General features: G+C 67.6%; 11 protein-coding genes. 5 read left to right on the top strand and 6 right to left on the bottom strand.

Annotation, left to right across the window (positions count from 1 at the left end):
• Positions 1-84 precede the first annotated feature (84 nt).
• The gene (locus P1Y20_RS16195) at positions 85-1,038 is read left to right on the top strand and encodes a glycosyltransferase (RefSeq protein ID WP_304449747.1); all 954 of its coding nucleotides are present in this window, start codon (positions 85-87) and stop codon (positions 1,036-1,038) included.
• A gap of 133 nt (positions 1,039-1,171) precedes the next feature.
• Here the strand turns inward: P1Y20_RS16195 and P1Y20_RS16190 are convergent, their stop codons facing one another.
• The 4 genes from P1Y20_RS16190 to P1Y20_RS16175 form a co-directional block, all read right to left on the bottom strand.
• Entirely contained in the window at positions 1,172-1,870 is a 699-nt protein-coding gene (locus P1Y20_RS16190; RefSeq protein ID WP_304449746.1) for a haloacid dehalogenase type II, read from the bottom strand.
• 235 nt (positions 1,871-2,105) lie between these two features.
• Positions 2,106-3,623, bottom strand: coding sequence for a tripartite tricarboxylate transporter permease (locus P1Y20_RS16185; protein WP_304449745.1), 1,518 nt, complete (start codon positions 3,621-3,623; stop codon positions 2,106-2,108).
• Positions 3,624-4,163: a tripartite tricarboxylate transporter TctB family protein gene (locus P1Y20_RS16180; RefSeq protein ID WP_304449744.1), complete on the bottom strand. Its 540-nt coding sequence runs from the start codon at positions 4,161-4,163 to the stop codon at positions 3,624-3,626.
• A gap of 91 nt (positions 4,164-4,254) precedes the next feature.
• Positions 4,255-5,385, bottom strand: coding sequence for a Bug family tripartite tricarboxylate transporter substrate binding protein (locus tag P1Y20_RS16175; RefSeq protein WP_304449743.1), 1,131 nt, complete (start codon positions 5,383-5,385; stop codon positions 4,255-4,257).
• A gap of 338 nt (positions 5,386-5,723) precedes the next feature.
• On the opposite strand from P1Y20_RS16175, the gene P1Y20_RS16170 reads away from it, so the two are divergent.
• Positions 5,724-6,161: a universal stress protein gene (locus P1Y20_RS16170; RefSeq protein ID WP_304449742.1), complete on the top strand. Its 438-nt coding sequence runs from the start codon at positions 5,724-5,726 to the stop codon at positions 6,159-6,161.
• Positions 6,162-6,193: 32 nt separating this feature from the next.
• Here P1Y20_RS16170 and P1Y20_RS16165 read toward each other — a convergent pair whose 3' ends face one another.
• Entirely contained in the window at positions 6,194-7,249 is a 1,056-nt protein-coding gene (locus P1Y20_RS16165) for an isocitrate/isopropylmalate dehydrogenase family protein (RefSeq protein WP_304449741.1), read from the bottom strand.
• A 111-nt stretch (positions 7,250-7,360) separates the two neighbouring features.
• Between P1Y20_RS16165 and P1Y20_RS16160 the strand changes: the two genes are divergently transcribed.
• The 3 genes from P1Y20_RS16160 (at position 7,361) to P1Y20_RS16150 (ending at position 10,425) form a co-directional block, all read left to right on the top strand.
• Positions 7,361-8,149 carry an enoyl-CoA hydratase/isomerase family protein gene (locus P1Y20_RS16160; protein ID WP_304449740.1) on the top strand — a complete coding sequence of 263 codons (789 nt, stop codon included), beginning with the start codon at positions 7,361-7,363 and terminating at the stop codon, positions 8,147-8,149.
• Positions 8,142-9,341: a CaiB/BaiF CoA transferase family protein gene (locus P1Y20_RS16155; protein WP_304449739.1), complete on the top strand. Its 1,200-nt coding sequence runs from the start codon at positions 8,142-8,144 to the stop codon at positions 9,339-9,341. Before P1Y20_RS16160 ends, P1Y20_RS16155 begins: the two co-directional genes overlap by 8 nt.
• 61 nt (positions 9,342-9,402) lie before the next feature.
• Complete coding sequence (locus tag P1Y20_RS16150; protein WP_304449738.1) at positions 9,403-10,425, top strand: TatD family hydrolase; 1,023 nt, start codon at positions 9,403-9,405, stop codon at positions 10,423-10,425.
• On the opposite strand, the gene P1Y20_RS16145 is transcribed toward P1Y20_RS16150, so the two are convergent.
• The gene (locus P1Y20_RS16145) at positions 10,422-13,391 is read right to left on the bottom strand and encodes an FAD-binding and (Fe-S)-binding domain-containing protein (RefSeq protein WP_304449737.1); all 2,970 of its coding nucleotides are present in this window, start codon (positions 13,389-13,391) and stop codon (positions 10,422-10,424) included. The two genes, P1Y20_RS16150 and P1Y20_RS16145, sit on opposite strands and share 4 nt — an antisense overlap.
• Positions 13,392-13,516 lie beyond the last annotated feature (125 nt).

Below are 13,516 nucleotides of genomic sequence, written 5' to 3'. Positions count from 1 at the left end.
TCCCTCTCGCCGCGACGCAATAGTGTTCACGTCTGACGCGCCGAAAGCGCAGTACTTGTGAGGCCTCCGGCCGTGTAACCGGACGTGACCGACCGAGGGACGCGGGTGGCCGTCGCCCACTACTGCGAAGGGGCGGGACACGCGAGTCGGATGCTCGCGGTCACCCGGGCGCTCGAGACGGCGGGGTACGAGACGGTCCTCGCCGGGGGCGGTCCGGGACGCACCTTCGTCGAACGCAACGGCTACCGGGAGTACGAGCCGACGCCCGTCGACCTCATCGACGGCTACCAGCGCGGGAACCCCGTAACCGCGCTCGCGGGGGCGGCCCCGGCCCTGACCGGCCGGGTGCGCGACTACGCCGGGTGGCTCCGCCGCGAGCGCCCGGCGTTCCTCGTCGCCGACGACATCTCCGCGGCCGTCGCCGCCACCCTCACGCGGACGCCCTACTACTACCTCACGCACGACCCCGCCGGGTTCTACACGACAACCGCCGAGCGCGTCGGCGCGCGCGTCCGCAACCGCTTCGCGGTCGCGACCGCCGAACTGTTCGCGCTCCCGAAGGTGTGGACCGGCGCGCCGACCATCCCCGGCGCCGAGGTAGTCCCGCCCATCGCCCCGGCCGGCGGCGCGCTCGACGCGTCCGTCGACGTGCTCGTCGTCCCCAGCGCGTTCACCGTCAGCGAGGACCGCCTCCGGACGGCGCTCGAACGGCGGGGGCGCTCGGTGACGCTGGTCGGGGGCGACGACTGGACGGTCGCACCGTCGCTCCAGCCCTACATCGAGCGCGCGACCGTCGTCGTCTGCAGCGGCTACTCGACGGTGATGGAGGCGGCCGTCGCCGGGACCCCCTGTATCGTCCTCCCCCACACCTCCGAACAGCGCGGGGTCGTTCGCGCGCTGGCCGACGACGTGGGGTTCTACGCCGCCGCGTCCGTCGATGACGTCGTCTCCCTCCTCGACCGGGTCGAGGCACCCACCCCCCGCCCGAACGGCGTCGACCGGTTCGTCGAACTCGTCGTCGAACACGCCGGCCGGTGACGGGTGGGCCTCGATGGTGGTGAGGCGAAAGAGACTCGTCTCCGAGGGTCGTCTTCGACGAGGAGTGGCTACGCTAGTTCAATCGAAGAGCGACGGCGACGGGGGCGGGCGCCGCGCGCAAGCACGACAGCGTCTAATCGAGTCGGTCCGCGAGGTCGTGGAAGTCCTCGACGACGACGTCGGGCGCCGGACCGAGCGTCTCCGTCGGGAGGTGCTGGTCCGGCCGCGAGACCCACGCCGTCTGCATCCCGGCGTGTTTCGCCCCCCAGACGTCGCGCATCGTGCCGCCGGAGGCGTGGAGGAGTTCCTCGATGGGCGTGTCCGTCCGGTCGGCGGCGTGGCGGTAGAGGCCCGGGTCCGGCTTGTACGTCTCCACCTCGTCGGCGCTGACGGCGTCGGTGACGACGTCCTCCAGGTCGGCCGCCGCGAGGAGGTGGGCGAGCATCTCGGGGGTGCCGTTCGAGAGGACGTACACCTCGTAGCCCGCGTCGGTGATGCGCCGGATGCCGTCGCCGACGTCGTCGAAGACGGCGAGGCGCTCCTCGTAGACGACGCGTCTGATGTCGTCGCGGACGTCTTCGGGGACGTCGTGACCGTGGGCTTCGAGCGCGTAGCGCAATCCCTGGCCGATGAGCTCCCAGAACGGCCGGTAGGCGTCGATGTCGTTCGCGATCATCGAGTACTGGAGGTACTGGCTGCGCCAGAGCTGTGAGACGCTCGCCGCGTCCTCGATGTCGTCGACGTACTCCGCCAGAACGGGCTCCTGCGAGTCGATGTCTACCAGTGTCGAGTACGAGTCGACGGTCACCGTCGTGACCTGTTCCGAGTCCATACGCGTGGTATGGAGGACCGTCTCATAACTGTGCGGTGTCCCTTCGACGGACTCCCGGGGCGAGGTCGTCGTGCGGTGAGGGGTGGAGGAGTCGCTGTACGCCTCGGTGTAGGTGAGTACCGTAATGCTGAGTTGGCGCGCACGCACGCGAGAAACAGCGAGTGAGCGAGTGTTCCGGGAGGCGAGGACGGCGCGGAGCGCGAGAAGAAACGGCGTGGGTCGGGTCGTCCGTCGGTCAGGACGAGATGCGGTCGATACCCCGACTCACGTACGGTTTGATGAACGGCCCGAACAGGACGAAGACGATGGCGACGACGATGGCGGCCGACAGGGGGCGGGTGTAGAAGATGCTCCACTCGCCGCCCGAGATGCTCAGTGCCCTGAAGAGGTTCTGCTCGGCGATGGGCCCCAGCACGATGCCGAGGACGAACGCGATGACCGAGTAGTTGTACTTGACCATGTAGAAACCGTAGATACCGAGCACGAGCACCGCGACGACGTCGACCCAGTTGTCGGCGAGCGTGTACGCGCCCGCGAACGAGAGGACGACGACCATCGGGATGATGACGTTCGTGTCCAGGTCGGTGATGCGACTCGCGTAGGGGATGACCGTGTACCCGGCCGCGAGGATGACGAAGTTACCGAGGAACAGCGAGACGAAGATGGCGTAGGTGAACGAGAGCTGTTCCTCGAACAGCACCGGCCCCGGCTGGAGGCCGTGCATGAGGATGCCGCCGAGCAGGACGGCGGTCGACCCGCTGCCCGGGATACCGAACGACAGCGTCGGGATGAGCGACCCGCTGACCGTCGGGTTGTTCGCCCCCTCGGGGGCGATGATACCGCGAGGGTCACCCTCCCCGAAGGCCCCCTCGACGCGCGAGCGAGCCTCCTCGGCGTAGGCCACGAACGTCGACGTCGTCGCGCCCGACCCGGGGACCATCCCGATGCCGAGCCCGATGACGAGTGCCTTCACCATCGACTTCGGGTACCTGAACACCGTCTTGATACCCTCGGTGATGCTCCCGCCGAGTTCGACCGCCTCCTCGGAGATGGTCTTCTGGGCGGCCAGTTTCATCATCTCGGCGAACGCGAACATGCCGATGAGGGCGGCGACGAAGTTGATGCCCTCGTACAGCGAGAGTTGCCCGAAGGCGAACCGCGGTGTCGGACTGAAGATGGCCACCCCGATGGTGGAAATCATCAGCCCGAAGGCGCCCGACACCAGCCCCTTGACGATGGAGCCGTCGGTGACGATGGTGATGAGCGAGATGCCGAGGAGCGCGAGCAGGAAGTACTCCGGCGACCCGAACGCGAGCACCGCGCCGATGAGTACCGGCGAGAGGATGACGAGGATGACCGCGCCGGCGAAGCCGTTGAGCGCGGAGGCGGTCGTCGCGATGGCGAGGGCGTTCTTCGCCAGCCCGCTCTTCGCCATCGGGTAGCCGTCGAGCGTCGTCGCCGCGGCGGACTCCGTCCCCGGCGCGTTGAGCAGGATGGCGGCGACGCTCCCCCCGAACATCGCGCCGCTGTAGATGGCGACCAGCAGGATGATGGCCGCCTCGGCCGGCAGCGGGAGCGTGAGTGGGAGGACGATGGCCATCGCGACCGGGGAGCCGATGCCCGGGAGCGCCCCGAGGACCATCCCGAGGACGAGGCCGACCACCATCCAGAGGAGTATCGACGGCGTGAGTGCGATGCCGATACCCTCGACCAGCGACGAGACCGCGTTCTGGAGCGGCAGGACGGGGAGCATCTATATCAGCCCCGACGTGAAGATGTACTGCCCCTGGTCGAACGGAATCAGCAGGTACTCGACGAAGAGATAGATGATGACCGTCGCCAGAACGGCGAGGAAGATACTCACCACCCAGCGGACCTTGAACCACTGTGTGTAGGCGATGATGAACAGGGGGGTGACGTACAGCATCCCGGCCGCGTAGCCAACGACGAGGTACAGCGTCGAGAACACCATCATGACGACGGTGTCGTTGATGTGGTAGCCGAGGTCCGTCCCGATGGTCTCGCGTGGCTCGTCGTCGTCTTCTTCGACGTCGTCTTCTTCCTCTGCACTCGGGGCGAACTCCTTGGTCGTGTCCCCGCTCGTGATGCTCACCTCCTCGGTGACGAACTTCTGGAGCGGTCCGGGGAGGTACTTACCGAACAGTAACAGCAGACTGCCGATGATGACGAACGCCCCCGTGTACTGTGGAAAGATCGATGCGTTGCGCGCGTAATCCTCGACGTCCGGTACGACGTAGAAGACCGTCCCGAGCGCTATCAGTGATACGAGCATGATATGCTCTGGAGTTATCACTTCCACTTTGCTTCTCAATGTCATGGATTATGTGGCTGATAGTGAACCGATAAAGATTTCGGTTCGGGGGTTAGTCCGAGTTCTCCTCGACGAGGTCGATGACGTTCAGTTCGTCGTAGGCCTCGAAGGCGTCCGTGATGATCGCGTTGGCCGCGTCCGGCCCCTCGTAGAACGTGGGGTTGCCGGTCTCGTCGGTCCACTCGGTGGTCCGGTCGTCGTTGATGGCCTCTTCGAGGGCCGTGGTGTGGTGTTCGATGATCTCGTCGGGCGTCTCCGGCGGGGCGAACATGCCACGGCTGAGACCGCCGACGAAGTCTATCTCCGGGTAGTCGAGGTCGGTCACCGAGTCGAGGTCGGGGTAGACGTCGGTGCCGTCACTGACGAAGGAGACGACGGGGTAGATGTTCCCGCCCTCGACGGTGGACCGCGTCCCCGCGTCCGTCCCGATACCGGCGGGGACCTCGTTGCTGGCCACCGCCTGTGCGATGGGGCCCGTCCCGGTGTAGGTGACGCGCTGGGTCCACTGCCAGTCGTACTCGTCGAGTTCGTACTTCGCCAGCAGGACGATGATGTCCTGGGAGCTCCCGGGGGACTGGACGCCGATGTTCTCCCACTCGCCGGAGTTGTACTTCTCGATGACGTCGTCGAACGTCTCGACTTCGTCCTGGTACTGCTCGTTGACGACGAGACACCAGGCCGACCGGCCGAAGACGCCGATACCGCTCGCGTCGCGCTGGTCGAACCCGGGGTCCTCGAGCAGTTGCGGGGCGACCTCGAGCGGCGTCGCGCTGCCGAGGATAGTGTGGCCGTCCGGATCGGCCCGCATCAGCTGACCGAAGCCGTTGAGCCCGCCGGCGCCGGGGACGTTGTCGATCTGTACCTCCTCGCCCTCGGCCTCGATGAGCTGTTCGACGATACCGCGGGCGTACACGTCTGTTCCGCCGCCCTCGTCGTACGGGACGATGTAGCGGATGGACTGGGAGGGGTCCCAGCCGTCACCGCCGCCGCCACCGCCGCCGCCGCTTCCGTTACCGCTGTCGTTGTCGTCGCCGTTGCCACCGCCGCCACCGCCACCGCCCATACAGCCGGCGAGCGCGGCGACCGACGCGGCACCACCGGCCTGCAGGAACCGCCGTCTGTCTATCGTCGACCCGATACCACTACTGTCCGACTGTCCTGTGTCGTTTGGTTTGTCGCTCATCTGTCTCCCTGTCTCAGTGGGTTGTCGTCTGACATTTTCGTTCGTTGGTCCGTCCGTGACCCCGCGTGACAACCGCCCGCTTGTCGTACCAGCGTAACGGACACGAACCGCATCGTCGAACGCACGGAACGTACATGGTGCCTGTTACGTCGTACCTTGCCACCGGGTCTCTCTGGTGATTTATAGAGATATATAATAAAACTTTCCGTTGGACCGTCGGCCATTCGTGACAGTATATTATCAGACCCTCCGGAGACCCACGGTTCCTCGACGACGACGACACCGAGGGGGACCGGACGCCCCCTTCATTTATATGGCCCGACGATAGAACGGGTACCATGCCAATCGTTGCAGCAGTCGACCGGACCGACCGAGCGAGCGATATCATCGCGGAGGCCCGACGCCTCGGGGAGGCGTTCGACGAACCCGTCCACGCGGTACACGTCCTGACGCGGGACGAGTTCGTCTCGCTCCAGCGGACGAACGTCAGCGAGACCGGCTCCGCCGTCCCGGTCGAGGAGATAGAGGCCATCGCCACCGAAATCGCCACCGAAGCGATACAGGACGCCGACGCGGACGCCGAGCCCGTCGGGCTGGTCGGCGACCCGGCCGACGAAATCGTCAGCTACGCGACGCGGGTGGGAGCCGAGTACATCGTCGTCGCGGGGCGCAAGCGCTCGGCGGTCGGGAAGGCGCTCTTCGGGAGCGTCTCCCAGTCGGTCATCCTCTCGGCCGAGACGCCCGTCGTCATGGTGAAACCCGACACCGACCAGTAGAGACGACTCCCGTTCCTTCGACCGCCGCTCGCTCAGAGCCGTGTCTCCAGCGCCGCGACGACGTCGACCGTCGACGCGTCGCCGCCGAGGTCCGGCGTCCGGGGCGCGTCCCCGTCCGCGAGGAGGTCGCGCACCGCCGCCCAGAGCGCCTCCGAGACGGCCTCCTCGCCGAGGTCTTCGAACAGCATCGCGCCGGAGAGCACCGTCGCGAGCGGGTTCGCGACGCCCTGTCCGACGATGTCGGGGGCGCTCCCGTGGACCGGTTCGAACATCGAGGGGTAGTCGCCGTCGACGTTGATGTTGCCCGACGGTGCGAGCCCCATGCTCCCGGTGACGATGGCACCGATGTCGGTGAGGATGTCGCCGAAGAGGTTGGAGGCGACGACCACGTCGAACTCCTCGGGGCGGCGGATGAAGTCCATGCTGGCGGCGTCGACCAGCAGGCTCTCCACCTCCACGTCGGGGTAGTCCGCCGCCACCTCGGCGACGACCTCGTCCCAGAACACCATGCTGAACGCCTGCGCGTTCGACTTCGTGATGCTCGTCAGGTGCCCCTCGCGCTCCCGGGCGGCCTCGAACGCGGCCCGGAGGATGGCCTCCGTGCCGGCCCGCGTGAACATCGCGCTCTGGACCGCCACCTCGTGGTCGAAGCCGACGTGCTCGCGCCCGCCGATGTCGGAGTACTCGCCCTCGGTGTTCTCGCGGAAGACGGTGAACTCGATGTCGCCGCCCTCGTACCCCCGGAGGGGGCTCTCGACGCCGTCGAAGAGGATGGCGGGACGCTTGCACACCTGCTGGTTGAAGCCCTTGCGAATCGGGAGCAGGAGGCCGTGGAGCGTCACGTGGTCGGGGACCTCCGGGTGACCGACGGCGCCGAGCAGGATGGAGTCCTTGTCCGCTAGGTGGTCGAGGCCGTCGTCGGGCATCATCGCCCCCTCCTCGAGGTAGCGCTGGCTCCCCCAGTCGTAGCCGACGAACTCGACGTCCACGCCGTGGGTGTTCGCGGCGGTCTGGAAGAGCGGGAGCGTCGCGTCGACGACTTCCGGGCCGATACCGTCCCCGGGAATGGTCGCTATCCGGTAAGACATACCTTTCAGAGCCGACGAGAAGGGCTAAAGGCTTGGGATGTCGTCAGCAACTGCCGAATCAGGGGAGGGCGATGACATAATCTTTTTCTCCCCCCCACGGCCTGCAGACACATGGCACGCTACTCGGCCTACGAGAGTATCACCGTCGACGTCGAAGACGGTGTCGCGACCCTCGAGTTCCACCGCCCGGAGGTGTACAACGCCCTGAACGACGACGTCATGCACGACGTCACCCGGGCGTTCGACGAGATTCAACTCGACCGCTCCATCGACGTCGTCGTCCTCACCGGGGAGGGGGAGAAGGCGTTCTCCGCCGGCGCCGACATCACGGAGTACGCGGGCACCCCCGAGGAACACGACCCCAGACAGCGCGACCGCCAGGACCTCTTCTACGACATGTACCGCAAGACGCGGGAGTGTCACGCGCCGGTCATCGCGAAGATCAACGGCTACTGCGTCGGCGGCGGCCTCATCCTCGCGATGTACTGCGACCTCCGCGTCGCCGTCGAGGACGCGAAGTTCGGCGTCCCCACCGCGAACATCGGCCAGATTCCCACCGGCGGGTCGAACCGCCGCGCCATCGAACTCGTCGGCGAGGCGAAGGCGAAGGAACTCGTCTACACCGCCGGGTTCATCGACGCCGACGAGGCCGAACGCATCGGCCTCGTCAACCACGCCGTCCCCCGCGAGGACCTCGACGCCACCGTCCAGAGCATCATCGACGGCATCCAGGACACCGGTCGCCTCGCGGTGAAGAACTCGAAGCGCGCGCTCAACCAGGCCGCACAGGCCCCCGACGAGGCGACCGCCCGCGAGTTCGAGGCCGACCTCTGGTGGGAGCAGTTCGCCACCGAGGAGCGCGAGCGCCTGGTCGACGAGTTCAACGAGGGCGATGAGTGAGGGCCCGCTCGGCGACCTCCGGGTCGTCGAGATGACCGGCCACCGCGCCGGCCCGTTCTGCGGCGCGCTGCTCGCCGACATGGGCGCCGACGTCGTCAAGATAGAGCGCCCCGGCGTGGGCGACCCCTCCCGGAGCCAGGGGGTCGGCCCCGACGGCAAGTCCGGCTACTTCATGGCGAACAACCGGAACAAACGCTCGGTCACGCTCGACCTCAAGACCGACGCCGGCACCGACGCCGCGCTCTCCCTGCTGGCCGAGGCGGACGTCTTCGTCGAGAACTTCGGCTACGGCGTCACCGACAAACTCGGCATCGGCTACGACGACGTCACCTCGCTGAACCCGGACATCGTCTACGCCAGTATCAAGGGCTACGGCGAGACCGGTCCGCTGCGCGAGAAGCCCGGCCTCGACCTCATCCTCCAGGCGGAGGGCGGCATCATGAGCGTCACCGGGCCGGAGGGCGGCGACCCCGTGAAGGTCGGGCAGGCCATCGGCGACCTCACGACGGGGATGTTCGCGGCTATCGGTATCCTCGCACGGCTCTACGAGCGCGACCGGGTCGCAGAGGACTTCACCGGCAAGTTCGACGTCGGCCTGTTCGACTCCATCGTCGTCCTCATGAACGAGTACCTGACGAACTACTCGATGACCGGCGAGGTCCCCGGTCCCCAGGGGACGACCCACCAGACGCTCGTCCCGTACCAGGTGTTCGAGACGGCCGACGGCTACGTCGTCACGGGCGTCCCGAGCGACGACCGCTGGGGCGACTTCGTCGACATGCTCGGCCGCGAGGAGCTACGCGACTACCCGACGAACGACGACCGCCAGGCCAACGAGGAGACGGTCACGGGAATCATCCAGGAGGAGTTCGCGGGGGAGCCGACCGACCACTGGCTCGACCGGCTCACGGAGTACGGCTTCCCCAACGGCCCCATCAACGACGTGGCCGACATCGCGGACCACGAACAGAGCCGCGCCCGGAACCTCGTCGTCGAACACGACGACCCGGACTGGGGGTCGTGTCTCCTGCCCGGCCACCCCGTCAACTTCCCGGACTACGACGCGACGGTCCGGACGCCCGCCCCCCGACTGGGCGAGCACACCGACGAGGTGTTCGCCGAGGTGGCCGGCGACCAGACGAGCCTCGACGAGTGGACGACCGACGGCGCGTTCGGCGACCGCTCGCCCTGACGGCGGAGCGCCGACCACGACCACCCACGGTTAATACCTCCTTCTCCCTCTCGACTCTCACATGGGAGACAGTGACTACCCAACGAAGCGACCGACGGCGGCCATCAGCGACGAGGCGGCCGACTACGAGCGCCCCTACCCCCCCGAGGCGAAGGACATCCCCTGGATAGACATCCACCAGCACACCGGGACGCTGAGCTGGGAGCACCACGAGAAGATGGACGCCAGCGGGGCCCACGCGGTGGTCATGATAGCGGCGTCGTACTTCCAGGTCCCCTACCGGCCCATCCAGCCCGACGACTGGCGGTTCCTCTGGGACGAGGCGCTCCGCCGGGCCGGCGAGGTGTCGCGCAACCACTTCTTCGACGTCCACCTCGCGACGGGCATCCACTTCGGCGCGCGAATCGAGGGGACCGACGACCTGCTGGCGGTGCTCCCCGACTACTGCGAGTTAGACGAAGTGGTCGCCATCGGCGAGACGGGCATCGACCCGGTGCAGTCGGTCAGCGCGTGGCCCATCGAGGACCAGCGAGACGTGCTCCGCGAACAGATGCACGTCGCCGACGAACAGGACCTGCCGGTCATCCTCCACACGCCGGGCAACCGCGAGGGGCCGGGGTCGGTGCCCGCGCAGTTCGGGCGGACGTTCTCCCACAAGTTCGACTACGGGGGCGCTCCGGACGCCGACCCCGCCCCGACGTTCGACCTCCCCACCGCCAAGCGGCAGGCGGCCGAGATGGACGTGGCCGTCGCCGACGAGGCCGGCCTCGCCCACGAACAGGTCGTCATCGACCACGGTCACCCCGACATCGCCGAGTACGTCCTCGAGGAGACGGGCTGTTACCTGAGCTTCTCGCTGGTCCGGAAGACGGAGGCCGTCGGCCCCGAGGACGTCGCCGGCGTCATCGAGGCGTACGGCTCCGAGCGCGTGCTCGTCGACTCGGACCTCCTCGCGGGGCTGTACGCCGACGACGCGGCGCTGACGATGCGGCGGATGACGCTCGACCTCCTCAGACTGGGCGTCGACCCGGGAGACGTGCGAAACGTCGTCTACGAGAACCCGAAACGGATTCTGGGCCTCTAGGCCAGCGCGGCGGCGAGTTTCTCGACGGGGTGGGGCGGCTTCTCGCCCTCGTGGTCGCCGATCTGTGTCTGGCAGGACGCGCCGGGCGCGGTGACGCTGTCCCCGTCGCTCTCGGCTATCTGCTCGAACAGCATGTTCCCGATGGCCTGACTCATGGAGTAGTGTTCGGCCTCGTAACCGAACGTCCCGGCCATCCCGCAGCACGACGAGTCGAGCGGGTCGACGGCGTACCCGGCACGGCGGAGGACGCCCACCGCGTGGTGGTCCTTCTTCGTCGCCTTCTGGTGACAGTGGCCGTGGTAGGTGAGCGACTCGCTCACCGCACCGAACTCGATGGCCTCGTCGAGGCGGTGGGTGTCGAGGTACTCCATGACGCCGTAGGCGTTGGCCGCGACCGTCTCGACGTCGCTCCCCGAGAGGAGGTCGAGGTAGTCAGACTGGAGCATGACGGCGTCCGACGGCTCGACGACGACGACGTCCCACCCGTCGCGGACCTCGGGGGCGAGCGCCCGGACGTTCTCTCGGGCCTGCTCGCGCGACTTCCCGAGCAGTCCCTTGGAGTGGGCGGGCCGACCGCTCCCGGTCACGTCGTCGGGAACCCGGACGTGGACGTTCGCGGCTTCGAGGACGCGAACGGCCGCCTTCCCCGCCTTCGGGCTGTTGTAGTTGGTGTACGTGTCGGGAAAGAGCAGGACGCTCCGGTCGGCCTCCGCGCGCGAGACGCGCGACCCGCCGCGGGCCTCGAACCAGTCGACCATCGACTCGCGGTGGAACTCGGGAAGCGAGCGCTCGCGGGCGATGCCGACGGTCTTCTCCATGAGGAGGCGCGACCCCGGCACCTTGCTCGCCCAGTTCGAGACGGGGGCGAAGGCGCTGCCGAGTACCGAGAGGCGGTCGATGTTCGCGAAGAGCTTCGTACGGAGGCTGGAGCCGTGGCGCTGCTGGTACTCGTTCTCGACTTCCACCTTCATCTTGGCCATGTCGACCTCGCTCGGGCAATCCTTCGCACAGCCCTTGCAGCCGACACAGAGGTCGAGCACCTCGTGCATGAACTCCACGTCGAGGTGTTCCTCCTCCGGGAGGTCGCCGCTCATGGCCTGACGGAGCATGTTCGCCCGCCCGCGCGTCGACGTTATCTCCTCCCGGGAGGCACGGTAGGTCGGGCACATCACCCCGCCGGCCCCCTCCTGGCTGGTGCGACAGCCGCCGCAGCCGTGACAGAGTTCGACCATCCCCTGGAAGCCGTTCTCGTTCTCCCAGTTGAGCGTCGGGTCGAAGCCCGCCTCGAAGTCGTACTCGGGGCCGAAGCGGAGGTTCTCGCTCATGTCGAAGTCGCCGCAGACCGACCCGGGATTGAGCAGCCAGTCGGGGTCGAACGCCGACTTCAGGTCGCGAAAGACGTTCCAGAGGTGGTCGCCGTAGAGCTTGTGGTTCCACTGGGTCCGGGCGCGGCCGTCGCCGTGCTCACCAGAGACCGACCCGCCGTACTTCACGGCGAGGTCGGTCGCCGCGTCGGAGATGGAGACCATCGTCTCGACGCCCTCGGCGGTCTTCGTGTTGATGAGCGGACGGACGTGCATGCAACCCGGTCCGGCGTGGGCGTAGAAACTGCCGAACGTGTCGTGGTCCTCGAATATCTGCTGGAAGTCCGCGGTGTAGGCGGTGAGGTGTTCCGGCGGGATGGCGATGTCCTCGATGAAGGCGATGTGCTTCTCGTCGCCCGTCCGCGAGAGCAGGATGGGCGTCGACGCCTTGCGCATCTTCCAGAACGACTTCTGTGTGGCGGGGTCGTACGCCTCCAGGCCGTCGAACGCCAGGTCGCCGACGCGGTCCGCGAGCAGCGCCTCGACGCGCTCGCGGCGCTCCTCGTCGCTGTCGGCGTAGAACTCGACCAGCAGGAAGGTGTCCGTCTCGTCGGGGAGGATGCCGATGACGTCCTTGAACTCCTCCAGGCCGCGCGCGAGTTCGACCAGCACGCCGTCGAGCACCTCGACCGCGGCCGGTTCGTGGTCGAGGATGGCGGCGACGTCGTCCATCGCGTCGATGAGGCTGTGGTAGGTGAGCAGTCCGAGCGCCTTCGTCTCCGGGATGGGTTCGAGCGAGACGGTCGCCTCGGTGACGATGGCGAGCGTCCCCTCGCTGCCGACCAGCAGGCGCGCGAGGTTCACCGTCCCCTCCCGGGCCTCGTCGACGAGGACGTCGAGGTTGTAGCCGGAGACGTTGCGCTTCAGGCTCGGGTAGCGCTCGTCGACGGCCTCGGCCTCCTCGTCGATGACCCGGACGACTTCGTGGTAGATGCCGGCTTCGAGGTCGGCGTCGGGGTCGGCCTTCTCGCGCAGTTCCTCGACCGACAGCTCTCCGAAGGTGACGACGCTCCCGTCGGCGAGGACGGCCTCTATCTCCTCGACGTAGGCGTCGGTCTTGCCGTAGAGCAGCGAGTGCGCCCCGGTCGTGTTGTTGCCGATGGCGCCGCCGAGGGCGCTCCGGTCGGCCGTCGACGGGTCGGGCGCGAACTTCAGCCCGTGGGGTTCGAGCGTCCGGTCGAGTTCGCCGAGGGTGATGCCCGACTGTGCCCGCGCCAGACGCGCCTCCGGGTCGACGTCGACCATCCGGTCCATGTACCGGGAGAAGTCGAGGACGACGGCCTCGTTGACCGCCTGGCCCGCGAGGCTCGTCCCGCCGCCGCGCGGGAGGACGGGTATCTTTCGGGCGGCACAGTAGGTCATCACCGACGCCACGTCGTCGGTCGACGTGGGGTAGACGACGCCGATGGGCGTCACCTCGTAGGCGCTCGCGTCGGTCGCGTACAGTTGCTTCGAGTACTCGTCGAAGCGGACGTCGCCGGAGACGCGTGCCTCCAGGTCCGTGACGAGGCCCGGCCGGTCGGTCGTGTCGTTTCGGTAGTCGTAGTTCGCCCGACTGTCGGTCGCCGGGTCGCCGTCTGCTGTCTGGTTGCGTGTTCCCATTTATACTCGACTGTGGTGTTGCAGCGTCGTCACGCCCGCCGCGGAGGCAGTGTCGGTCGCTCGTCGTCGGTCGTCAGTCCCCGGTCGACCGTCGGCCCGACCGGTGGGAAAACGACGACGTGCGA

The sequence above is a fragment of the Halomarina ordinaria genome (genome assembly GCF_030553305.1).
Taxonomy (GTDB): domain Archaea; phylum Halobacteriota; class Halobacteria; order Halobacteriales; family Haloarculaceae; genus Halomarina; species Halomarina ordinaria.
Note: the sequence above shows the minus strand (reverse complement) of the source record. Positions and strands in the feature narration are given on the sequence as shown.

Bases quoted from the DNA above. Each gene is read 5' to 3' on its own strand.
- P1Y20_RS16190 (WP_304449746.1), bottom strand. From the start codon at position 1,870: ATGGACTCGGAACAGGTCACGACGGTGACCGTCGACTCGTACTCGACA.
- P1Y20_RS16185 (WP_304449745.1), bottom strand. From the start codon at position 3,623: ATGCTCCCCGTCCTGCCGCTCCAGAACGCGGTCTCGTCGCTGGTCGAG.
- P1Y20_RS16180 (WP_304449744.1), bottom strand. From the start codon at position 4,163: ATGCTCGTATCACTGATAGCGCTCGGGACGGTCTTCTACGTCGTACCG.
- P1Y20_RS16175 (WP_304449743.1), bottom strand. From the start codon at position 5,385: ATGAGCGACAAACCAAACGACACAGGACAGTCGGACAGTAGTGGTATC.
- P1Y20_RS16170 (WP_304449742.1), top strand. From the start codon at position 5,724: ATGCCAATCGTTGCAGCAGTCGACCGGACCGACCGAGCGAGCGATATC.
- P1Y20_RS16165 (WP_304449741.1), bottom strand. From the start codon at position 7,249: ATGTCTTACCGGATAGCGACCATTCCCGGGGACGGTATCGGCCCGGAA.
- P1Y20_RS16160 (WP_304449740.1), top strand. From the start codon at position 7,361: ATGGCACGCTACTCGGCCTACGAGAGTATCACCGTCGACGTCGAAGAC.
- P1Y20_RS16155 (WP_304449739.1), top strand. From the start codon at position 8,142: ATGAGTGAGGGCCCGCTCGGCGACCTCCGGGTCGTCGAGATGACCGGC.
- P1Y20_RS16150 (WP_304449738.1), top strand. From the start codon at position 9,403: ATGGGAGACAGTGACTACCCAACGAAGCGACCGACGGCGGCCATCAGC.
- P1Y20_RS16145 (WP_304449737.1), bottom strand. From the start codon at position 13,391: ATGGGAACACGCAACCAGACAGCAGACGGCGACCCGGCGACCGACAGT.